The following is a 21,352-nucleotide window of genomic DNA, read 5'->3' on the forward strand; positions in this document are numbered from 1 at the left end:
CCTCTTCTTGGGTAAGAAGAGGTTTCCATTAAAAGAAACTCTCCCCTTATCTTTCAAGCATCATGCTTGCTGGATGTGGCACAGCACTCAAAATGAGTCCGCTGCCGAGACATCACAGGGCCAGTCCCTCCGTCTCTCTGGATAAGAAGAATACGTTTATATTCATTTAAAAATTATACTTACATACTTTAAGGCGTTTAAGAGAAAAAGTCAAACGTAAATTTGTCCGTATTCTTTTAATGGGACTATAAAAGATTTCCAGTCCATTCAATCCAATCCGGGGAAGCCCTATGCTAACAGGATCCTTTATAATGGACGAAAGAAGCAGGGTCTTTTTTTATCCATAAAAAGGATTTACAATCTTCTAAAATAGGTCTAGTATTATAGGGATAAAAAAACATCTGGGGGATACGGAAGTGGAAAAAACGGTGCGTAATCAAGTCTTTACTTTGCAAGGCTTTTATTTTTTGACTTTTTTTGGGGTGGGCAGTCTATACCCGCTGTTAAGCGTCTATTTAAGTGAAAGTGTCGGTTTGAACGGCTACCAGATCGGGACCATCATGTCGATCGGACCCATCATGATGATCTTCTTTCAGCCGGTCTGGGGGATGGTGAGCGACTCGACAAACCGTCCGACCCAGGTACTCTCTTTTACGTCACTTGTTGCGGGGATTTTTGCACTGGGATACCTGGTGACTGACCTGTATTACGGTATTCTCCTGACAGCCATCCTTGTCGCTGTTTTCCAGAGCGCGATCATACCCGTTTCTGACAGTATCAGCCTGAAATATACGAGTAAAGTGAAATATAATTATGGAAATATACGATTATTTGGTTCATTGGGCTTTGGTGTCGCGGTATATGTGATGGGAAAACTGTCCGAAGGGTTCATCGGCCCGACTATCATTTTCTATACATTCTTCATATGTCTGGTGCTGTCGGCTGTACTTGCTTTCCGGTTCCCAAAGGAACGAGCCTCGGCCAAGCTCGATTTGAAAGCGGGTATGAAAGAATTGTTCGGACTGAAAAAATTCCTCATATTCCTGGTCGTCACCTTCATGGTATTCGGACCGAACCTCGCCAATAATACATACTTCGGATTATTCGTCGAAGATTCGGGCGGGACATATGCAGGGATAGGGCTCGCATTCTTGATTGCTGTATTATCGGAAGTTCCCTTCATGAGAATCGCAGGCAGCTGGATCGACAGGTTCGGACTTTTGTCGGTCGCAGCCCTCGCAGGAGCTGCCTCAATGATTCGCTGGCTCTTTTATTTCACTGAACCGAGCCTGTGGCTTGTATACAGCTCTGCTGTCATGCAGGGTCTTGCAATCGGTTTGTTCGTCCCGGCAGGCCTCCGTTATATCCGGGAAATTACGCCCGCTCACATCACCGCAACAGCCGTCACGATTTATTCGGCGATCGGAAACGGACTCGGCAACTGGTTCAGCACGTTTGTGGGAGGCTTTATCCTGGAGACCTTCTCCATCTACGCCGTGTATCTATTCTTCGCCTTCCTGTCCATGATCGGCATCCTCCTTTGCTTTGTCTTGATGAAAGAAGAAAAAAAGCAGGCACTGGCCTATTAAGGAGAAGAGGCTGGGACAAAATGATTTAGTCTAAGTAAAACCCGAACTAGTTTGCACGAGGTGAGGCAAATTAGTTCGGGTTTTTAATTTGTTAATTATACATTTAGGGTTTAGTTCAATCAGCGGTTGATTGGAGTGCAAGACGAAGACTCCTAATCGAAAAGCGGAGGGGCTTTGCTCAGAGGCGTGTGGCATAAGGCGAATCGACCAAGAAGGCGTTCTTTGCCTTCTTGGTCGGTTTGACTTATGACATGTGCCTCTAAGCCCTGCAGCTGGACAGGTGTGACCCCGCAGGCTTGCCGAGGAGCCTCACGGGCTACCCGCGGAAAGCGAAGTCTTGCACGGAAATCATTAGCGTTGTTTAGAATTCACTCTAAAATTGATTAAGTTTTGACCAACCTCTTTTAATGGCAGAAAAGGTATTTAACGAAGTGACATCAAATTAATAGATAAAGAAAATGAAAAATGTGTCGAGAAGAGGAGAAGAATATGCAAGATAAAATCAATCTTATTAAAGAGAAGATACCGAACTTCATCATCCGCAATTACTATAAAAATGAACAAGGTCAGAATAATGATGTGTTGATCATCAATGACGAATGGGTTTTCCGTTTTCCAAAGTATAAAGGGGGGATCGAACAGCTGAAGAAAGAGACAGTGATTCTGGAGAGTGTCTCAACAAAGCTCTCCATCCCTGTACCGAAGCCGGAATTTCAATCCTTTCAACCGGAAGAACCGGGACAGGTTTTTACAGCTTACCGCCTTTTACCCGGATCTCCATTATGGAGAGAAGATATGACAGGCCTTGACGATACAGGGAGACGGCAGGCAGCAGGGGACATGGCTGTATTCCTTAAAGAACTGCACAGCATTCCCGCGGACACTGTACTCAGCCCGGCTCAACAGAATCCGGTCGTTGAAGAAATGGAAGATTTGTATAGAAGGCTGGAGACAAAGGTATTTCCGTTTATGAAACAGGAGGCGATTGAAGAAACGAAAAAGCGCTTTACTGCTTATTTCAGGTCCTTTCAATCTGCGGAAGCAAGTATCGTGCACGGGGATTTCGGATGCTCGAATATTCTATGGGAGAATGAGAGGGTATCCGGCATCATCGACTTCGGCGGGGCCGGTATCGGGGACCCTGCCTATGATGTGGCGGGGATATTAGCGAGCTATGGTGAAGAATTTATGAATATGATGATTCCTCATTATCCTGAAATAATTTCATTTCAAGAGAGAATCCATTTTTACAAGAGTACGTTTGCACTGCAAGAAGCATTGTTTGGTGCAGAAAACGGAGACAGGCAAGCTTTTGAAAGTGGACTGGCAGGGTATAGAAAATAGTTTTCGGAAAAAATTTTATCAGAAAAGGTTTGAATTTTCTCAACAAGTGGTACAAATACGGTAAGAAAATTATAATCAATTAACTTAAATAGATCGAGCCATAGGCCACTAATTATAAAAGGAGACAATTCAAATGAATAACAACTTCGTGTACTCGAAAAATTATGCAAACCTTGGAGATAAAATTGAATTCAAACGTAAGAAGCATATAGTAAACGGAGTGGTGACCACTTTAAGAGAAAACACCGTCATCATTAAAGTAGATAATGAGACTGCCAAGAAACTGGATCTTCCAGATAACCAGACGGTTGTCGCCCATAAAAATTACGTCATCGTCGAAAGAGCAGAGAATGACACACAGCCGGTATTCGTTTATGACGGCTGGAACAGTGCGTTAAAAGCATAAGTAAGAAGAAGGCTGACCCCGAATCTGCGGGGTCAGCCTTTTCTTTATTGTTTATTCAGATTCAGCCTTGCTGCATACTCCTCGACCATTTCAACGGTCACTGTTTTCCTCTGCGGAACGACTCCCTGTCGTGCAAGGGTGTTGATTTCCCGGGTTGCCTCGTTGATCCGGTCTGTCGTAAAAGCCTCGCCGGCCTGACAAAGCTTCACCGCTTCATCGATCGCCCTCTCCCGTTCTTCGTCCAGTTTCATAAACTTTTGTACAAGCTGGTTTTGCCTGGTTGAATGTTTAGTGATGTCTTTATGTACACTCATGGTCTCATTCCTCTCAGTCCGTTAATTTTCTATGTCTTTATTATGCTTTTATCTGATGGAATTGGCAATGCCGGTTTTATACAACGCAGTTGATTTCCGTGCAAGACTTCGCTTTCCGCGGGCGGGCGGTGAGCCTCCTCGTCGCTGGGCTCCTGCGGGGTCTCACCAGCACCGCTTTTCCCGCAGGAGTCTGCGTCTTGCACTCCAATCAACTGCTGGAACGAACTAAAACAAACAGTTTCCTCAATCAATCATTAGATAGGTATATCTGTCATTCAGGACGAATATGAATGAAAATCCGCCAACCCGCACTAAAATATACCAATTATGTTATTGACTTGAACCTGTTGTTTTAGTAGTTTCAAAGTAAGTGAGGGGAAGGGGGAGTCTTGTTGGCAGCTATTATCGTACGGACAATTTTTCTGAGCGTACTTTGGGGGACGTATATCTACGATTCTTCTCAAAATTCCATTTCGATGATTGTGTTGATGTTGATCTGTTCTCTTTCATTTGCACTCTTCTTCATCACACCTGTTTCAAGGCACAGGCTCTTCCTTTACATATGTCAGACCCTGCTGCTTCTGATTTCAAGCTTAGTGAGCCCGGAACCGCTGCTGGCCTGGTGCATCTTCTGTTATTTCCATCTTGAAGCAAGCATCCAGCTTCTTCCCGGAACATACCGGATGTTCATGTATAGTGGCATTCTTTTCTTTGGGATTGAAGCTTTTCTTTTTTGGGATTCCTATACACCTGCTGTCATCCCTTTCTTCGCCATGTTCTTCTTTATGACATGGAAAGTGAATGAGGGGAGTCATGATTTGAAGGAACAAAGAAATCTTTATGATCAGCTGCTCGGAGAATACAGGAAGCTGAAAAGAGTGCTGTATGTTACGGAGCGGAATTCAAAAGCCGAGGAAAGGACGAGGATTGCAAGGGAAATCCATGATTCTGTCGGTCACAACTTGACGGCACTCCTGATGAAAATCGAGATGTTATCCATTCAGCATGGCCGTTCCCTTTTCAAAGAAATAAAAAACCTTGCCGCAGACAGCCTGGATGAAACAAGGGAAGCGGTGAAGGCGCTGAAAGAAGGGGAAATCGAAGGAATCCAATCTGTCATCCAGTTGATCAGGAAACTGGAATCGGAAAGTGCCGTCATGGTTGAGCTGACGACCCAGCAGGGGGTGCTCTCAACCCGGCTGTCGAACAAACAGAATATTGCGGTGTACCGCTGCATTCAGGAAGGGATAACGAATGCCATGAAACACAGTTCCGTTAAGGAAGTGAAGGTGATGCTCGGCAAGACGGCGCTCGGGCATCTTCATTTTAAAATCACCAATCAACTCGATGATGTCCGTCCCTTCCAAATGGGCTTCGGATTAACCAATATGAAAGAACGGGTGGAGGAGCTTGGCGGCAGGCTTGAAATCCATCAAACAGATAAAGAATTCATACTGAGAGGGGCGTTCCCGGTGGAAGAGGTGGCGACGGCATGAAAAGGATCTTATTGGTTGAAGACCAGGGGATCGTAAGGCAGGGTCTGAAAATGATGATTGAACAGGACGACGCGTTAAGGGTCGTTGCGGAAGCTGAAAACGGATGTGAAGCCGTCGATCAAATGGGTATTCATGTCATTGATTTGGTTGTGATGGATATCCGCATGCCTGAAATGAATGGGCTGGAAGCGACCCGGCTCATAAAAAGACAATGGCCACAGGTGAAAATCCTTATTTTGACCACTTTCAATGATGATGAATATGCATTGCAGGCGTTAAAAGAAGGAGCAAACGGATTCCTGCTGAAAACCTCTCAAGGGGATAAGCTGATCGGTTCCATACACAGCTGCTTGAAAGGCGGCATGAGCCTGCAGGATGAAGTAGCAGCGAAAGTAGTGCCCAAACTGCTGTTCCGTAAGAAAAACCCTGAAGCAGATCATCCTTTGACCGAAAGGGAGTTGTCAGTCACCCGGCTGGTGGGACAGGGGTGGACGAATAAAGAGATAGCCGGTGAGCTTCATTTATCCGTCGGCACCGTAAAAAATCACCTGACCCAGATTCTTCAGAAACTGGAACTCCGGGACCGGACACAGCTGGCTATATATGCAGTCAAACATGACATCGCCTGACTGACCCGATCATGGGCCGGTCATTTTTTTGCGCTTTTTTGAAGGTTGTTTTCTAAAAAGTTGTTGCTTTTGAAAAATTTGATTGCAGCCTGAATATAGCTTGTAGACGTGCTCTTTTCGAACTCAAGTTCAAACAATAATTGGACAGACAAGCTGAAAATACCATCTGTAAAACAACAAACTATGCGAAAAGAACTATTCTTAAAAAGTGACGGAGGTCATACCGATTCCGGCAAAGTAGTGACAGAGGTAAGTGTGAGGATTCAATAATACGAAATACAATAAGAGTATAAAGGACAGAGGGGCTGATTTGATGCTGGAAGTGGTGAACCTTTCAAAACGTTTCAAGAAAAATAAAGCGGTGGATAGTGTGAATCTCTTTTTGGAGAAAGGAGAAACAGTGGGGCTTCTCGGGCCAAACGGAGCCGGGAAATCAACGACGATTTCCATGATTTCTTCACTCATTTCCCCGACAGAAGGAGATGTAAGGCTGCATAATGACAGCATCCTTCAAGAGACGGGTAAGCTTAGAAAGGTACTGGGGGTGGTCCCTCAGGAGATTGCATTATACACCGATTTAACGGCTAAAGAGAATCTTGAATTCTTCGGGAAGATCCACCGTTTGAGCGGCAGGGAATTACAGGGGAAAATAAAGGACATTTTAGAGCAGATCGGTCTGACGGACCGCCAGACCGATGTAGTAAAGACGTTCTCTGGAGGAATGAAGAGAAGACTTAATATAGGAGTGGCACTCCTGCATGACCCTGAAATCCTCATCATGGATGAACCGACCGTGGGAATCGATCCGCAATCCAGAAACTATATCCTGGAAGAGGTAAAAAGGCTGAATAAGGAAAAAAACATGACGATCTTATACACCAGTCATTACATGGAAGAGGTGGAGTTCCTGTGTGACCGTATTTATATCATGGATAAAGGCACCATCATCGCTTCTGGAACAAAAGATGAAATCAAGTCCATCCTTTCTTCGGAATCGACCATCCTCATCAAGCTGGATAAGAGTTCGCCGGCATTTGTGGAAAAGTTGAAAGAACTTGCAGTCTTCAAGTCCGTCACCTCCCATGAGAAAACGGTCACGGTCGTCATTCCGAAAGAAGTGCACCCATTCAATCAGATCTTTCAAATCGCTGATGAAACAGAAGCCATCATTGTCACGATCGACCGGCAGACACCGACCCTGGAAGATGTATTCCTGCATCTCACAGGAAGAGCATTGAGGGATTAGGAGGGGTAAGAGATGATTGTCCAATTCATAAAAAAACAACTTCTCATGATGATCCGGAATCCACAGGTCCTGCTTATTCTGATCGGGATGCCGCTCATCCTGATCACGATTCTCGGATTCGCCCTCGGCAGCGTGATGAACGGAGAAGATGTGAGCGTGAAAGCAAAAGTAGCGATCATTGAACACGGGGACAATGCACAGGAACTAAAAGATTTTGAAAAGAAACTGGAAACCTCCACCCTTCCCCCGGAAGCAAGGGAAGCCGTCTCTCAATCTGCCAGAAGGCTAATGCCGGTTGAACTGTTAAAGAGTGAGGTATTAAAGAGGCCGGAACTGAAAAAATATATATCCGTCGATGAGGTGGAGCCGGGTGACCTGGCAAAGACGAAAGAGGACGATTCCTACTCTGCCATCATCGAAATTCCAGAGGGATTCACGCTTCAGAGTCTTTCTTCTATGTTCCTCGAAGGAGAACAGACTCCGCAGCTCAAGCTTTACCGGAACGAAGGAAAAGAACTGACCTCCAATCTAGTAGAAGATTTATTGGTGAGTTTTCAGAAGCAATACTCGCTATCCGCGGTCATCGGCAGGTCCAGTGAGACCGCTCTTAGTACAGACACAATGGATACCGGGGTAAAGGGGACGGTGTCAAATGTGGAAGACCGGGAACCCCTGACTTCTGTGACTTATTTTGCGGTAGGGATGAGCGTCATGTTTGTTTTGTACATTGCCTCCAATATGGGATCATTCGCCTATCAGGAAAAAGAGGACCACGTATTCGACCGGATGATACTGGCGAACGTCCCGGTCTGGAAATACTTTGTCAGCATCCTGGTGACCACGGTCATTCTGGCGATTTTGCAGCTGGGTATCCTCTTTGGGGTCTGTGCAATCATTTTTGATGTAACATGGCCTGATATCGGCTCCTTTTTACTGGTGACGACTGCACTCAGTCTGGCAGTGGGGAGCATCGGGGCACTGTTGACATCGTTAAATTATCGGGCGAATTCTGAGACATTCTCAAACTTTTTCTCTACTGTTGCGGTCACGGTATTTGCTTTTGTCGGCGGGAGTTTTGGAGAAATGTTCTCCTCAGACTTTATTCAAAAAGTCGGAGTACTCACACCGAATGGTGCCGGCATGGCAGCCTATTTCAAGTTGTTCCAGAGCTACCCGTTATCATCCGTATACAGTGAAATGCTTACGCTGCTGATTTTCACCCTCATTATCCTGACTGCAGCTGCGTTACTATTCCCGAAGAGAGGTGGAATGGCGAAATGAGCGGAATCCTTTTTGCGAAAATGAAAATGTTCCTTCGAAAACCCTGGCTCTTTGTCATCATGTCAGCGGTCTGTGTGATGTTTGCTTTTTTCACAAGTAATGGCGGGGTCGATAAAATTCAGATTCCATACAGTGTTGCTGGTGAATCCGCGAAGACAGACCAAGTTATTAAGGAGCTGTCCCAAGAAGAAGCCTTCCTTTTTCATGAGGTCACACAGGAGGAGTTAACAGAGCTGGTGAGTGAAGGGAAAAGGGATGGAGGCATCATTTTAAAAGAAAGTGAGTTCAATATCATCACTTCATCCCGAACCGGCACGACTTCCCTGCTGCAGCAGGCAGTCGGTAAAGCATATGGCAGCATAGCATATAGGGAAGCATTGAAAGTGTCTGCAGATTCCAAAGGAATCTATGCAGAAGAGGTGGACTCATGGTATTCAGAAGCAGAATCGTCCCCGGTATTTTCAATCGATCAGTCTTCATTCAAAGGCAGCGATACGTTCATCTATGACCCGAAACTGCAGTCGCTTTTTGGCTTTTCATTGTTTTTTGTCATCTACACGATCGCTTATAATGTCGCGACGATCCTTTTTGAAAAAAGGGAAGGGGTCTGGGACCGGATGATTCTGTCGCCGATACGCAAGTGGGAAATGTATGCCGGGAACCTGGTTTACAGCTTTATCCTCGGGTATATCCAGCTGCTATTGATCTTCTTCGTGTTCAGGTATATAACCGATGTGGAATTCTACGGCGGATTCACGACTGTCCTGCTTCTGCTCATTCCTTATGTCTTTTCCATCGTGGCACTGTCGATGCTGATCACCGGACTGGTGAAAAAAGTTCAGCATTTCAACGCAGTCATCCCGATTGTAGCTGTAAGCATGGCGATGATCGGCGGGGCTTACTGGCCGCTTGAAATCGTCACTTCAAACATATTGTTAGGGATGTCAAAAGTGGTGCCGATCACTTATGGTATGGAAGCATTGAAAGGAGCAACCATTAATGGATGGGGCGCAAACAATTGATGTTTCCCGTTGCAATCCTGATATTGATGGGTGTGCTGATGATCGGCGTTGGGATCAATCTGATGGAGAAGAGGCATATATAAAAAGAACAGGCCCCCGAGGGGCCTGTTCTTCTGTTTAGAGTTTATTCATTTGCGGCTTTCTTGCGCAGTTCTTCCCGCTTCGGCCAGCTTTCGACTCCCTTCAAGCCTGGGATGTCATCCGCATAGAATACTGGATCCAATCCCTGTCTGCGCTGATCGATATAATTGTTCAACGCTTTAAAGGCGATAGGTGCCAATATTCCGATCGCAATCAGGTTGGTGATCGCCATCAGGGCCATCGAGAAGTCTGCAAGTGCCCAGACAATATCGAGGCTGGCCATAGATCCGAATACGACCATGCCAAGGGCGATGATGCGATAGATGAGGAGTCCGGTTTTACTCTTATTGATGAATGGAAGATTTGCTTCACCGTAATAATAGCTTCCGATGATCGAGCTGAAGGCAAATGTAAAGATCGCAATTGCCAGGAAGATACCTGCCCATGAATGGAAATGCTCGGACATAGCAGCCTGTGAAAGCTCGATTCCCGTCAGACCTGACCCATACGCATCTGAAGTAAGGATGATGAACGCCGTGGCAGAACATACAAGCAGCGTATCGAAGAACACGCCGAGTGCCTGGATGAACCCTTGCTTTACAGGGTGGGATACGGATGCTGTCGCAGCCGCGTTCGGCGCACTACCCATACCGGCTTCATTTGAGAACAGTCCGCGTTTTACTCCGTTCATGATGGCAGCACCGATTCCGCCGCCGACTACCTGTTCAAATCCAAATGCGCTTTTAAAAATAAGAGCGATTACGCTTGGCATCTCCGTGATATTCGTGATGACGACAAATAGCGCAAGTATAATATAAAATCCGGCCATCAGTGGAACGATGGCAGAAGAGAAGTTGGCAATGCGCTTGACTCCGCCAAAAATGATCAGTGCCGTCAACCCGGCGAGGATCAGTCCGATTGCAAGCGGGCTGATTCCAAATGAATTATTGAACGCTGTTGAAATTGTATTACTCTGCACAGCATTGAATGTTGTCCCGAAGGAAAGAAGGATCGTTACCGCAAAAATTGAACTCATCCAGCGTTTCCCTAATTGTTTCTCCATGTAGTAGCCGGGACCGCCCTTGAATCCTACTTTATCTTTCACTTTATAAATCTGTGCCAGGGTACTTTCAACAAATGCACTGGCGCCTCCCAGAATGGCTACAAGCCACATCCAGAAGACCGCTCCAGGGCCTCCAAGTGCTAAGGCAATGGCTACTCCCGCTAAATTACCTGTACCAATTCGAGTACCTGCTCCGATAAAGAATGCCTGCAGGGAAGAAATTTGTTTCTCTCCGTCTGCCTGCTGGACATCCTTGTCCCCTAATAGCCGGATCATTTCACCCAGATGACGGATCTGGACGAATTTCGATCCAACAGTAAAATAAATCCCTAAGATGATCAATAAACCGATTAAGATATAACCCCATAAATATGAATTCGCTTCGTTGACTAAGTTGTTTAGAATCTCCATGATAACCCCCTCGAAAATTTGAATCGGTTACGTTTATTATTATCTGAAAATTGAAACCGCTTGTCAAGTTGTTATCTGAATATTTAAATATTACCAAAAACTATTTAGGGGTTCGAAGTATACTGTCATAGTAAATTGTTGATATATATGGAATTAAGGAATAGAAGAATAGTAAGAGGTTTCGGCTAAAAATTATTCTGAAATAATTAAAAGCGAAGTGGAGAATAATATTTTTTTGACTTCAAAAGAAAAAGCCACGTCCTCATCCGCGGCTGATTCAGGTGCTGCTATTCTTTTCAAGAGGCTGTTCTCTAAAAGATTGTGGCTTTGCGTAAATAGGTTTGCACCCTGAACAGTGCTTGTGGACGTGCTCTTTTCGAACTCAAGTTTAAACAACAGACGGACTAACAAGCCGAAAATACCCAAGTTCCGGTATTTTCTGATGTGCAAAGCAACAAAGTATGCGAAAAGAGCCTTTCAAGAAGATGTATGTAAGAATAAGTGCGGGATCAGAAGTAGTTCCAATAGCTTAAAACAAAGAGTAATACTCCAGTGATCATGGAAATGCCAAACAACATGAATAAGAAATCAAGAATGCTGTCTACAAATAATTTCTTGCGGCTCTCGCGTCTGAAATTCCGTACTTCTTTACGATAATAAGCTGAACGACTCATCCCTAAACCTCCTTGAACCATTTTCGAGCGATATATACATATTCTCGAAAAAATCAAGAAAATCCTTCCTGGATGTGAAAAAATTGTCGTAATCGAGGATATGAAAAGAGAGGCTGAAAGAAACCAGCCTCTCTTATCTCACTATCGTGTATGGTTTTCAGAAATCTGACTGAGTGCGCCTCCTGCACTTTGATCGGATTTCTGCTGTACTGCCAAGTCTCCGAGTGCCAACATTCCGACAAGATTTCCGTTTTCAACAACTGGAAGACGGCGGATCTGATTCTGGGACATTAAAGCCGCAGCTTCTTCTGCTGAAGCATCAGGAGAAATGGTTACAACATTCTGGGACATGACATTGGATACGTTGTCCTGCGTACCGTTTGTCAATCCGCGGGTGGCGATATCCCTGTCCGTTATCATACCGACAACCTGTCCGTTTTCAACTACAGGCACCGAACCAACATTCTTGGATTGCATTTTTGATGCAACATTCGATAAAGAATCCTGGTTGGTTGCAGCTTCAACATTTGTCGACATAAGATCGCGTACTTTCATCATTCTGATTCCCCCTAAAGTTGTTGTGGCAGTACAACCATTATTATTTGAAATTTTGCGGTCCATATCCCTTTTCATTACAGGAAGCGATGTCAAGATGCACCAATGTAAATACCCCTGGATGATCCGGGGGTACCCGGCTATTTCGAAATGAACATCTGCGTCCAGTATGTTCCGTAAGAACCGCCTTTGGCATAACCGACCCCGATATAGGTGTAGGTGCCATTCAAGATATTTTTGCGATGACCGGGGCTGTTCATCCATTCTCTTACTACCTGTTCCGGGCTGGTTTGACCGACAGCGATGTTTTCGCCCGCAGAGCTGTATTGGACATCGAAGCTCTTCATCATCTCAAAAGGTGATCCATACTGAGGGCTCCTATGTGCGAAATACCCTGTATCCCTCATATCACGTGATTTATACCGTGCCACCCTGGACAGCTGCCAGTCCAATTGAAGAGGAGCGAGTCCCGCTTTCTGCCGCTCCTGATTCGTAAGGTCTATTACTTGTCTTTCGACCGATTTTACTGATTTCAGGCGGGGGATGTGAATCTCCTGACCTGGATAGATCAAGTCCGGGTTTGACAGTTGAGGGTTGGCATCAATGATTTCAGATAGCCCGACCCGGAACTTCTTGGATATTTTCCAGAGAGTGTCTCCTTTCTTTACTTGATAAGACTGCGCTGCTTGAGCGCTTTGCATTCCACAAATACCAAAGACAAGGGACAGGACGACCATCAGACAAACGAATTTTGTTTTCATAGGTATAAATTGTGTATTTACAGATGAAATATTCTTAGGAAAAATTAAAAAATAGGATTATTGTTTCATTTAAAGGGAATAGGTAAACCATCTAGAATAAAGTGAAACCTTTTTTATTTTCATACGTACAAATAGATAACGAATACAAACAAAGAGGTGAATAACGTGGTAAAGGAGAACGATCGCTTTAAAAAGGTGATAACCAAATTGTCGAATGTCGGTGTCAACATCTCCAAGACGAAGTCCAGACGTGAGATTCTCCATTCACTAAAGCAATATCAGCCATTACCCAAGACGTTAACACAGGATTCATAACAGGCTGCCAGGCATATTTCTCTTTTTTTCACGATATACTACATAGTAGTGAAAAGGAGGGGAAGATATGGAGAGAGTGATGTTTGATGTACAGACATTAATGGAAATCAGAAAGAAGGCAGATGAGATTTCATACCGGTGTATGAGCGGGGACCGCCCTTCTGACCTCTATAACATCAACTTGGCGCTGGATCAGGTATCCCGTGCACTGGCCATGTTCGCAGAGATGGAAATCCATCGGATGCAGAACACCCATATTGCATGTGACGGACAAAGCTATATCAAGGGCCGTCTGCGGATAGCATATCGATCGATCCTTCCTCAGGAAGAAGAGTCGAACACAGCATAATAAAGAGGTTGACCCAAGAATACGAAAGTCTAAGATGCTCCATCCACCAGACGCATTGGCTCATAAAGGACTGATCCTTTAAGGATGAGCATTTCATCTTTTTGGGTCAGCCTCTTTTTTTATTCTTAAAAACTTTAATAAAGCGTGGTGAGATAATGACAATTCTTTACTCGAAGATTTTATTGGTCTGCAATGGAAAAGCAGGGCGTGGGGAATTGGAGACTCAATTGATGGAAGTCACCCCGCCCCTTTTGGAAATTTGTGATACGCTGACAATTCATAAAACCAAAGATAAAGGCGGCGCAGAGAAGATCTGCCATGAAACAGGAAATGAATATGATCTTGTCGTCATCCTCGGGGGAGACGGAACGGTCCATGAAGCCGTCAACGGTCTGGCGCGGCTCTCCTCAAGGCCAAAGACAGCCATCCTGCCGGGAGGGACATGCAATGATTTCGCCCGCTCCTTGGATATCCCGATGAACTTAAGGCTTGCCGCCGAGACGATTGCGAATGATCTTCACGAAAAAGATATCGACATCGTCAAATCGGATGACCGCTACTTCAGCAATTTCTGGGGGACGGGCCTCATTTCCCAGACAAGTGACAATATCGATACGGGATCCAAAAGCGTACTCGGCAAGCTCAGCTACTATATAAGTGCCTTTCAGTCCATCCAGGATCCTGTATTGTTGAATGCAGCGGTCACTGCCGATGGACGGGAATATAACGAAGAAGTAGTCATGCTGCTCGCGGCTAATGGACGTTCAATCGGCACGCACCCGCTGCCTGCGTCGATCTCGCTTCAGGATGGATTGATCGATCTTTATATGGTCAAGAAAACGGGTTTTCCTCTTATGATGGAATCTTTCAAGATAAGAAGCACCGGGGATATCAGTTCCCCTTCCGATGACATCATCCACATCCAGGCATCTGAAGTCACGATTCACCTGGATGACATGAAAAAGGTCGATATGGACGGAGAACTCTATGAGGAACAGAAACAGACTTTGAAAGTTTTGAAACACCATATGCGGTTCATCACAGGTGAAGAAAAATAAGAGAGTATCGGGTAGCAGCCCGATACTCTCTTTTTGGGTGGTTGGTGATGAATCAGCTAATGAGGCATTCGGATTATACCGTATGCTTCTTCTTTCTGATGACAAGATACACAATGTAAGCAAGGATTAAGACTCCACCGGCTGCAAGAGTGAGCATGGTGAAGTTTTCCTCGATGAACGGCTTCGCTTTGGCGCCAAGTGTCAAGATGATGGCACCTTCAAGGAAGAAACGGATGCCTCGTCCGATAATTGACCAGATGACAAGAGTTCGTATCCTCACGCCTGAAACACCGGCGAAAATCGTGAAAATTTTATAAGGAACGGGTGTAAGGCCTGCTATGAGAAGTGCCATCGGGCCGTATTTTTTAAAGTATTCCTCTACCTTCTGGATCCTTTGTTCAGAAAACAGATAGACCAGGATTGGGCGTCCCAGCTTCTTTCCGATCCACCATCCGAATAAGGCGCCGACTACTGAAGCAGCGGTGGTATATAACGCATAAAGCAGGGCATTTTCAGGATTGGCGATGGCAAGCGGGATCAACAGGACATCCGGCGGAATCGGGAAGAAAGATGAATCGGCAAACGATACAACAATAAGCCCCCAAACCCCGTAATCCATCAGCCAGGCTTCAAACGTGTGAAGTAATTCAGACATGAGATATCTCCTTTATGATAAGCAATTATAGTCAATCTTCATTTTGTTTCGTCAATACTAAAAAAGTATATCATCTTTCGAGGAGAGCGTCATGAATTATCTGTTTGTGGGCGGGGAGGGGACTGGGGCTGGTGTTGGGGGAAGCGGCTAGTATTGGCACTAGTTCGTCTTGGTCTTGGTGTATCGGCTGGTTGCGTTCGGTTGTTGGACTGGTGCAATCGGGCAGGCTGTTTTGAATCCGTGGAGCGGGGTTTTGGTATGCTGTGCTGATTAGAATGATTCTTATTAGATCATAAATTCTGAATCAGGAACGTATTTTCTGTTTTAGGATCGTAAATCAGAAATCAGGAACGTAAATCCTGAATTAGGAACGTATTTTCTGAAACAGGAACGTAAATCCCCAATCAGGAACGCAAATCCTAAACCTGCCGCTTAGATCCACAGAAAAAGAAGAAAAAAACTCCGATAAGCCCCTAACCCCCTCAAAAATGGATCCATAACCCCCGGATTCACAATAGATTTCAGGTTAAATCACTTCTAAATACCCTAAATACTGCATCTAATTCAACACAACACCTTCCAACCCACAGCCATAAGCCTGTTCCCTTCAAGCCGTGTCTTTTCGAAAATACCTCCACAAATCAATAACACCATTCCTGCCTTTATTAAAATGATCAAGCCTTCACCGCTGCAAAATACCACCCAACCCCAACGAGCACCACTTCACCCCAAAACATCAACACTCCCAACTTACCACCCAACCAAAATCAATCATTTCTCGGGAAATAACGACAAGAACCAGCGGGTTTCTACATTTCCTTCGGCGCACCGATCCCTAACATGCCCAACCCTTTTGACAGCACGGACGCAACAGAGTAAACTAGCGTCAGACGTGACGCCTGCTTGCTGTCATCGTTGAGGATCTTGGTATTCCCGTAATAGCTGTTAAACGACTTCGCGAGCTCCAATAAATACTTGGCAAGGATGGAAGGAGCATAGTTTTTCCAAGCCCGTTCCACCGTTTCCGGAAATAGTCTCAGCTGCTTGATGACTTCCCAGCTTGCCTTGTCTTCGAGCCCTACAAAAGTGGAGTGGTGTGAGACACCGGCCTTTCTTAATATCGACTGGGCCCTTGCATGAGTGTATTGCAGATAAGGTCCGGTTTCTCCCTCGAACGTAAGCATATGTTCTAGGGAAAACTCGATGTCGTTCAATCGGTCATTTTTCAGATCATGAAAGAGTACCGCGCCGACTCCAACGTCCCGTGCCACTTGGTCCGCATCTTTAAGATCGGGGTTCTTCTTCTTGATATTATCGTGCGCCATCGAAATTGCTTCCTGCAGTACTTCTTCCAGGAGGATGACCCGGCCTTTCCGAGTCGACATTTTCTTTCCATCCTTCAGATAGAGGCCGAATGGGATGTGCTTCATATTACGGGCCCACTCATATCCAAGCTTTTGGAGCACTTCTTTTACTTGCTTGAAGTGGACAGTCTGCTCCTGGCCGACTACATACAGTGCCTCGTCGAACGAATATTCACGGTGGCGGTAAAGGGAGGCAGCAAGATCCCTTGTAGCGTACAAAGTGGCGCCGTCTGTTTTTTTGATCAGGCATGGAGGGAGGGATTCATCTTCCATCCGGACAACCTTTGCCCCTTGAGAGGTCTCGAGCAGCTGCTTTTCTTCGAGAAGTTCCACCACTTCATCCATTTTGTCATTGAAGAATGCCTCGCCGTTATAGGAATCGAATTCAACGCCAAGCAGGGAGTAAATCGTTTTGAATGCCTCTAGGGATTCCGTTTTGAACCATTTCCATAGCCTTGTGATTTCCTCGTCTCCATCTTCCAGGAGCTTGAATGCTTTCCGGCCTTCCTCTTCGAGAGAGGGGTGGAGTGCTGCCTCTTCGTGAAATTTCTTATAAAGGGTAAACAGTTCGGCGATTGGGTTCTCTTTCACTTTTTCTTCATCGCCCCATTTTTTGAATGCGACGATCAGCTTTCCGAATTGGGTGCCCCAATCACCGATATAGTTGATCTTTACGGTTTCGTACCCGCAGGCTTCCGCCAGGTTGGCAATTCCGTTTCCAATAACGGTGGAACGTAGGTGCCCCATTGAAAAGGGTTTGGCGATATTCGGTGAGGACATATCTAGAACAACGGTTTTGCCGCTGCCAAAGGAATGCTTTCCATACTGTTCGTCATGCTGCAAGATCGAGTCCACAATTTCTTTACCGGCAGCTGCGGAATCAAAGTGCACATTTACATACGGACCGGCTGCTTCCACTTTTGAAAAAAGGGGGGAAGCCAGTTTTCCAGCCAGTTCTTCGGCTATTGCGCCAGGTGCTTTCCGATATTCCTTCGCGAGCTTAAAACAAGGAAATGCAAGGTCGCCTAAATGAACATGCTTAGGTGTTTCAATTAAGGAAAGAAGATCTTCCTCGGTCCATGATGAAAGGACCTGGGATTTCAATACGTTTGCGAATGCTGATTTCAAATCCAATTTCTCCACCTCCAGATAAAATAAAAGACTGCTTTCTAAAAGATTGCTGCCTTTCGTGAATAGGCTTGCAGCCTGTATATAGCTTGTGAACGTGCTCTTTTCGAACTCAAGCTTAAACAACGGACAACAAGCGTAAATCCCAAAGTTCCGGTTTTTCTTGTGTGCAAAGCAACAAAGGATGCGAAAAGAGCCAAATAAAAAAACCCGCCTCTACACTATGTAGAGACGAGTTTTGACTCGCGGTACCACTCTTATTCCCAGAAAGGGCGCTCATAAATTAACGGTTTTACCCGGTCTTTCCCTACTGAAATTTGGGGAAAGACTTCTCAGAAGTGCGCTTCATTCCGGGTTTCACACCAGGCTTGCACCGTCCCTGGTTCGCTTTTAGATCCACGCGGGAATTACTCTCTTCATCATTGAATATCCTGTATATGGTTAGATATTATTTTACACATTCTGGAGATAATTACAACAACCATTTTTAAGATTCTTCAGAAGAGAACATATACGTTTTATGATGGTATCTCATACTGAATACGAGGCCTAGAGCGAGCATATTCCCCATCAGGGAACTACCCCCGTAGCTGATGAAAGGAAGCGGGATTCCCGTGATCGGCAATAGCTGGATCGTCATGCCGATGTTTTGGAACACGTGGAAAGTGATCATTGAGATGATCCCTGCACATACATAGGCATTGAATGGTTCCTTTGTATCAAGGGCCGTCTTGGTCAAGTGGTAGATCAGCAGGAAGAATAAACTGATGACCACACTTGCACCGATAAATCCGTATTCCTCACCGATGACACTGAAGATGAAGTCCGTATGATTTTCCGGGATATACACTTCCCCGTCGCCGTAGCCTTTTCCAAAAATCTGGCCGGAGCCGATCGCATTCAATGAATTTATCAAGTGGAATCCTTCCAATTTGGAATAGTTATAAGGATCGAGCCAAGCGTAGATCCGTCCGAATTGATAAGGTTCAAAGCCTGTATATTTTTCCAGGAATTCCGGTGCCCAGATGACGAGTGAGAGCAGGATGCCGCCGACCACTCCGAGAAAAGCATAAATCGGGACGATCAGTTTCCACGTGATCCCCGATACCAGGATGATACCTGTCATGATGGCCAGGATGACAAGGGAGGTCCCAAGGTCCGGCTGCTGCATGATGAAAGCAAGCGGGAGGAGGGTGGTGAATCCGATTTTCAATAATAATTGAAAGTCCGACTTCAATGTCTTCCTGACAGTGACTTCATTGTGGTTCGTGATCACTCGGGCAAGGGCAATAATCAGAAACGTCTTCATGAATTCTGAAGGCTGGATGGAACCGAGCGGTCCGAGCATGAACCAGCTTTTTGCTCCATTCCGGTAAGGTGCAATGCTCTCGGGAGAAATAAGGAGCACAAGAAGCAGGAATATGCCAAATCCGTACATATACCATGCGAGGCGTTTATACTGATCTGAATCAAAGAACAGTGCACCACCAATGATGATTCCTCCGACAACATACCAAAAGGCCTGCCGGATGACAAAGTTTGTTTCATATTGACCTGAGGTTTGGGCACTGCTTATCCCAAGGGCGCTGACGATAAAAAACATCATCAATAAAAAGAGGAGACCCCAGTCAAATTTATCAGCAAAACGCTGGCGAGTTTCCATAATCAATTCACCTGAATTTCGTAAGATTTCACATTCCTAGTCTAATAGATACGAAGGAAAATTTCTACTGCATGCCATCCTGAAATTCCCTTCTTTTTTCAACCCGTTTACGAACTGAATCAATCAAACAAGATAATAAAGAGGAAATAAGCCGGCAGCCGCCATTCATTTTCCATATATTACATCAATCTTCCTGTTCAGGAAGTCCATAAAGGTCCAATTTCAAATGTAACATTTCCTGAGATATATAGCCAGAACAGTCATAATTGTAAAAAACAAGTATTTCTACACTTTAACAGCCGCTCCCCTGGCCCTGCCTCCCCAAGTCCTATACCGTTTTAACCGGCTTCATAAGCTCCTTTTACCGAACAATGACTTTTTTCGACAATTCCCTGCGACTTTTGTCATCATTTTGAAATGAAATAGAAAAGAACGGTACCCTCATATCTTTGATAAAATAGATACTATTAGATACGCATCGTGTAAATCAGATGGAGGGAATGTTTTGAAGACATACAAGCAAACAAAAGATATCATCTATGTACATAAGAATACCGATCGGCAATTTGTCGTTTCATACGGCATCAACTTTCAGGATTTTGCTTCTAATCTTCCGAAGCCCCTGAAGAATCTATTGTTGATCAAACATCAGTATGAGCATGGAGCGTTCAACATTCACACTCATCTTGAATATGTAGAACAGGAAGAAATGAACAAGATCACCCATGATCATGTAGATAACTATGGTGACTTTTGCTGGATCGACTTCGACGAGGAAGCAGGCGTCAATGAATTAAATGGCCAGGAGATTGCGGAGCTTCTCTATATGGGCCATCTGAAACAGCCCCTCCATGCTCCTTTTTATTCGAAATTGAATAACCGGTATGCTTATCTTTCACATGATGATGGGTGGTTCAACAAAGTCTATTACCGTGACTTCGCTGATTTCTATCACATGCTGGGGTCGACGGTAGCGTCGAAACTGGGAAGCATGAAAGGCGGTAAAGGCTTGTTCGGCATGAAAAAGGAAAAACGGTACCCTGATATCGGATCTCAGATCATCACCTCTTTTAAAGAAAAAATAAAAGAAGGAATGATCATTTCCCTGGAGAAGGCCATTGTCAGCAGGGGGAAAATCGAAATCCCGATCTGGGTCATCGGAGACTATTTCAATATGGATGAAATGATCGAGGATTATCAGCAGTTCAGTAAATCACCGGCAAATGGTTTGCTTGTATTTGACCGTAAAACAAAAAGCTGGAGTTCCTCCATACGTTAGGCAGGCACACCCTTAATTTTCGGGGAATAGGGTATAGGGATGAGGGCCGGTACCCGGAACCACCTTTATATGCCTGCAAAAGGGAAGGATTAATCTGCATAAAGGGCTTCATCGACCGCCTGAGTTGATTGAACCTCTTTATGTGGATTAATCCTTTTTTCTTACGGCACGTTTATTTCCTGCTTTACTTTATATTGATCTTCGCCTTTTGCTGTCAGCCATACTGTCAGTGTGTAAGTGCCGCTCTCAAGGTTTGGAAGGGTCAGGCTCCTGGAGAACTCTTCGCCCTGTTTGACCGTGATTTCCTGGATGGCCTGTGTATACATCTTGCCTTCAGAATCCCGGTAGACGACTTCACCGTTCTTATCTTTTATTTCAAAGTCGATTGTCTGTCCGGTAGAAAACACAAAGGTTTTTTCTTTCTCGGTTTGATTTTTAATTTTATATTCGTAGACCAGCTTTCCGTTCTTTGCTTCCTGCTCAATTAATGAAGGTTCCATACTGCCTGCCACAATCCCTTTCTCTGTTTGGTTTGAATCAGGAGCCGCGTTTGTCTCCTGGGAATCCGTCTCAGTTTCCGGGCTGCTGTCTGTCCCGCATCCTGTGAGACCTGCAAGGAGAAATAACCCTGTAAATGCCATGATCAGCTTTTTCATTTGCTATCACCTC

Annotated in this window: 21 protein-coding genes, 1 riboswitch and 1 other annotated feature; of the genes, 12 read left to right on the plus strand and 9 right to left on the minus strand. The window is 45.0% G+C overall.

All coding sequences use genetic code 11. The features are described from left to right. Positions 1-43: 43 nt before the first annotated feature. Positions 44-148: riboswitch (SAM riboswitch) on the minus strand. A 268-nt stretch (positions 149-416) separates the two neighbouring features. From AS034_RS20370 to AS034_RS20380, 3 genes are all read left to right on the plus strand, one after another. Beyond that, entirely contained in the window at positions 417-1,589 is a 1,173-nt protein-coding gene (locus AS034_RS20370) for an MFS transporter (RefSeq protein ID WP_032085327.1), read from the plus strand. A 489-nt stretch (positions 1,590-2,078) separates the two neighbouring features. Further along, positions 2,079-2,933, plus strand: a complete 855-nt coding sequence (locus AS034_RS20375; protein ID WP_058299972.1) for a phosphotransferase family protein — start codon at positions 2,079-2,081, stop codon at positions 2,931-2,933. Positions 2,934-3,066: 133 nt separating this feature from the next. Then, the gene (locus AS034_RS20380) at positions 3,067-3,339 is read left to right on the plus strand and encodes a DUF2187 family protein (RefSeq protein WP_058299973.1); all 273 of its coding nucleotides are present in this window, start codon (positions 3,067-3,069) and stop codon (positions 3,337-3,339) included. A 44-nt stretch (positions 3,340-3,383) separates the two neighbouring features. Here AS034_RS20380 and AS034_RS20385 read toward each other — a convergent pair whose 3' ends face one another. Continuing rightward, complete coding sequence (locus tag AS034_RS20385; protein ID WP_058299974.1) at positions 3,384-3,653, minus strand: DUF2533 family protein; 270 nt, start codon at positions 3,651-3,653, stop codon at positions 3,384-3,386. 392 nt (positions 3,654-4,045) lie between these two features. Here AS034_RS20385 and AS034_RS20390 point away from each other — a divergent pair, with 392 nt between their 5' ends. From AS034_RS20390 to AS034_RS20410, 5 genes are all read left to right on the plus strand, one after another. Continuing rightward, the gene (locus AS034_RS20390; RefSeq protein WP_058299975.1) at positions 4,046-5,149 is read left to right on the plus strand and encodes a sensor histidine kinase; all 1,104 of its coding nucleotides are present in this window, start codon (positions 4,046-4,048) and stop codon (positions 5,147-5,149) included. Beyond that, on the plus strand, positions 5,146-5,778 hold the full coding sequence (locus AS034_RS20395; protein WP_058299976.1) for a response regulator transcription factor: 633 nt from the start codon (positions 5,146-5,148) through the stop codon (positions 5,776-5,778). The genes AS034_RS20390 and AS034_RS20395 overlap by 4 nt, the downstream gene beginning before the upstream one ends. Before the next feature lie 313 nt (positions 5,779-6,091). After that, positions 6,092-7,024 (plus strand): ABC transporter ATP-binding protein, encoded by a 933-nt coding sequence (locus AS034_RS20400; protein ID WP_058299977.1) that lies wholly within the window; start codon positions 6,092-6,094, stop codon positions 7,022-7,024. Between the two features lie 12 nt (positions 7,025-7,036). Further along, entirely contained in the window at positions 7,037-8,305 is a 1,269-nt protein-coding gene (locus tag AS034_RS20405) for an ABC transporter permease (protein ID WP_058299978.1), read from the plus strand. Continuing rightward, positions 8,302-9,327, plus strand: a complete 1,026-nt coding sequence (locus AS034_RS20410; protein WP_058299979.1) for an ABC transporter permease — start codon at positions 8,302-8,304, stop codon at positions 9,325-9,327. Before AS034_RS20405 ends, AS034_RS20410 begins: the two co-directional genes overlap by 4 nt. Before the next feature lie 124 nt (positions 9,328-9,451). Here the strand turns inward: AS034_RS20410 and AS034_RS20415 are convergent, their stop codons facing one another. From AS034_RS20415 to safA, 4 genes are all read right to left on the minus strand, one after another. After that, positions 9,452-10,882: an alanine/glycine:cation symporter family protein gene (locus tag AS034_RS20415; protein WP_058299980.1), complete on the minus strand. Its 1,431-nt coding sequence runs from the start codon at positions 10,880-10,882 to the stop codon at positions 9,452-9,454. A gap of 509 nt (positions 10,883-11,391) precedes the next feature. Further along, positions 11,392-11,556, minus strand: coding sequence for a hypothetical protein (locus AS034_RS22845; protein ID WP_156416157.1), 165 nt, complete (start codon positions 11,554-11,556; stop codon positions 11,392-11,394). 141 nt (positions 11,557-11,697) lie between these two features. After that, positions 11,698-12,114: a CBS domain-containing protein gene (locus AS034_RS20425; protein ID WP_032085336.1), complete on the minus strand. Its 417-nt coding sequence runs from the start codon at positions 12,112-12,114 to the stop codon at positions 11,698-11,700. Positions 12,115-12,251: 137 nt separating this feature from the next. Then, complete coding sequence (gene safA / locus AS034_RS20430; protein ID WP_232354006.1) at positions 12,252-12,812, minus strand: SafA/ExsA family spore coat assembly protein; 561 nt, start codon at positions 12,810-12,812, stop codon at positions 12,252-12,254. A gap of 225 nt (positions 12,813-13,037) precedes the next feature. Here safA and AS034_RS23245 point away from each other — a divergent pair, with 225 nt between their 5' ends. The 3 genes from AS034_RS23245 (at position 13,038) to AS034_RS20440 (ending at position 14,594) form a co-directional block, all read left to right on the plus strand. After that, positions 13,038-13,187: an Lmo0850 family protein gene (locus AS034_RS23245; RefSeq protein WP_098351100.1), complete on the plus strand. Its 150-nt coding sequence runs from the start codon at positions 13,038-13,040 to the stop codon at positions 13,185-13,187. 67 nt (positions 13,188-13,254) lie between these two features. After that, positions 13,255-13,536, plus strand: coding sequence for a hypothetical protein (locus tag AS034_RS20435; RefSeq protein WP_231937980.1), 282 nt, complete (start codon positions 13,255-13,257; stop codon positions 13,534-13,536). 155 nt (positions 13,537-13,691) lie between these two features. Next, positions 13,692-14,594, plus strand: a complete 903-nt coding sequence (locus AS034_RS20440; protein ID WP_074440096.1) for a diacylglycerol/lipid kinase family protein — start codon at positions 13,692-13,694, stop codon at positions 14,592-14,594. 73 nt (positions 14,595-14,667) lie between these two features. Here the strand turns inward: AS034_RS20440 and AS034_RS20445 are convergent, their stop codons facing one another. From AS034_RS20445 to AS034_RS20455, 3 genes are all read right to left on the minus strand, one after another. Continuing rightward, entirely contained in the window at positions 14,668-15,249 is a 582-nt protein-coding gene (locus AS034_RS20445) for a YqaA family protein (RefSeq protein ID WP_058299984.1), read from the minus strand. An 809-nt stretch (positions 15,250-16,058) separates the two neighbouring features. Next, positions 16,059-17,747, minus strand: coding sequence for an arginine--tRNA ligase (argS, locus tag AS034_RS20450; RefSeq protein ID WP_058300010.1), 1,689 nt, complete (start codon positions 17,745-17,747; stop codon positions 16,059-16,061). 218 nt (positions 17,748-17,965) lie between these two features. Then, positions 17,966-18,173, minus strand: a binding site (T-box leader). A 55-nt stretch (positions 18,174-18,228) separates the two neighbouring features. After that, a complete protein-coding gene (locus tag AS034_RS20455) occupies positions 18,229-19,404 on the minus strand; it encodes an FtsW/RodA/SpoVE family cell cycle protein (protein WP_058299985.1) in 1,176 nt (391 codons plus the stop codon). A 505-nt stretch (positions 19,405-19,909) separates the two neighbouring features. On the opposite strand from AS034_RS20455, the gene AS034_RS20460 reads away from it, so the two are divergent. Continuing rightward, positions 19,910-20,683, plus strand: coding sequence for a hypothetical protein (locus AS034_RS20460; protein WP_058299986.1), 774 nt, complete (start codon positions 19,910-19,912; stop codon positions 20,681-20,683). A gap of 161 nt (positions 20,684-20,844) precedes the next feature. Here AS034_RS20460 and AS034_RS20465 read toward each other — a convergent pair whose 3' ends face one another. Then, a complete protein-coding gene (locus tag AS034_RS20465; protein ID WP_058299987.1) occupies positions 20,845-21,339 on the minus strand; it encodes a BsuPI-related putative proteinase inhibitor in 495 nt (164 codons plus the stop codon). Between the last annotated feature and the right edge of the window lie 13 nt (positions 21,340-21,352).

It is taken from the genome of [Bacillus] enclensis (genome assembly GCF_001456935.1).
Classification (GTDB): Bacteria; Bacillota; Bacilli; order Bacillales; family Bacillaceae_B; genus Rossellomorea; species Rossellomorea enclensis.

Bases quoted from the DNA above. Each gene is read 5' to 3' on its own strand.
- AS034_RS20375 (WP_058299972.1), top strand. From the start codon at position 2,079: ATGCAAGATAAAATCAATCTTATTAAAGAGAAGATACCGAACTTCATC.
- AS034_RS20380 (WP_058299973.1), top strand. From the start codon at position 3,067: ATGAATAACAACTTCGTGTACTCGAAAAATTATGCAAACCTTGGAGAT.
- AS034_RS20385 (WP_058299974.1), bottom strand. From the start codon at position 3,653: ATGAGTGTACATAAAGACATCACTAAACATTCAACCAGGCAAAACCAG.
- AS034_RS20395 (WP_058299976.1), top strand. From the start codon at position 5,146: ATGAAAAGGATCTTATTGGTTGAAGACCAGGGGATCGTAAGGCAGGGT.
- AS034_RS20400 (WP_058299977.1), top strand. From the start codon at position 6,092: ATGCTGGAAGTGGTGAACCTTTCAAAACGTTTCAAGAAAAATAAAGCG.
- AS034_RS20405 (WP_058299978.1), top strand. From the start codon at position 7,037: ATGATTGTCCAATTCATAAAAAAACAACTTCTCATGATGATCCGGAAT.
- AS034_RS20410 (WP_058299979.1), top strand. From the start codon at position 8,302: ATGAGCGGAATCCTTTTTGCGAAAATGAAAATGTTCCTTCGAAAACCC.
- AS034_RS20415 (WP_058299980.1), bottom strand. From the start codon at position 10,882: ATGGAGATTCTAAACAACTTAGTCAACGAAGCGAATTCATATTTATGG.
- AS034_RS22845 (WP_156416157.1), bottom strand. From the start codon at position 11,556: ATGAGTCGTTCAGCTTATTATCGTAAAGAAGTACGGAATTTCAGACGC.
- AS034_RS20425 (WP_032085336.1), bottom strand. From the start codon at position 12,114: ATGATGAAAGTACGCGATCTTATGTCGACAAATGTTGAAGCTGCAACC.
- safA (WP_232354006.1), bottom strand. From the start codon at position 12,812: ATGCAAAGCGCTCAAGCAGCGCAGTCTTATCAAGTAAAGAAAGGAGAC.
- AS034_RS20435 (WP_231937980.1), top strand. From the start codon at position 13,255: ATGGAGAGAGTGATGTTTGATGTACAGACATTAATGGAAATCAGAAAG.
- AS034_RS20440 (WP_074440096.1), top strand. From the start codon at position 13,692: ATGACAATTCTTTACTCGAAGATTTTATTGGTCTGCAATGGAAAAGCA.
- AS034_RS20445 (WP_058299984.1), bottom strand. From the start codon at position 15,249: ATGTCTGAATTACTTCACACGTTTGAAGCCTGGCTGATGGATTACGGG.
- AS034_RS20455 (WP_058299985.1), bottom strand. From the start codon at position 19,404: ATGGAAACTCGCCAGCGTTTTGCTGATAAATTTGACTGGGGTCTCCTC.
- AS034_RS20465 (WP_058299987.1), bottom strand. From the start codon at position 21,339: ATGAAAAAGCTGATCATGGCATTTACAGGGTTATTTCTCCTTGCAGGT.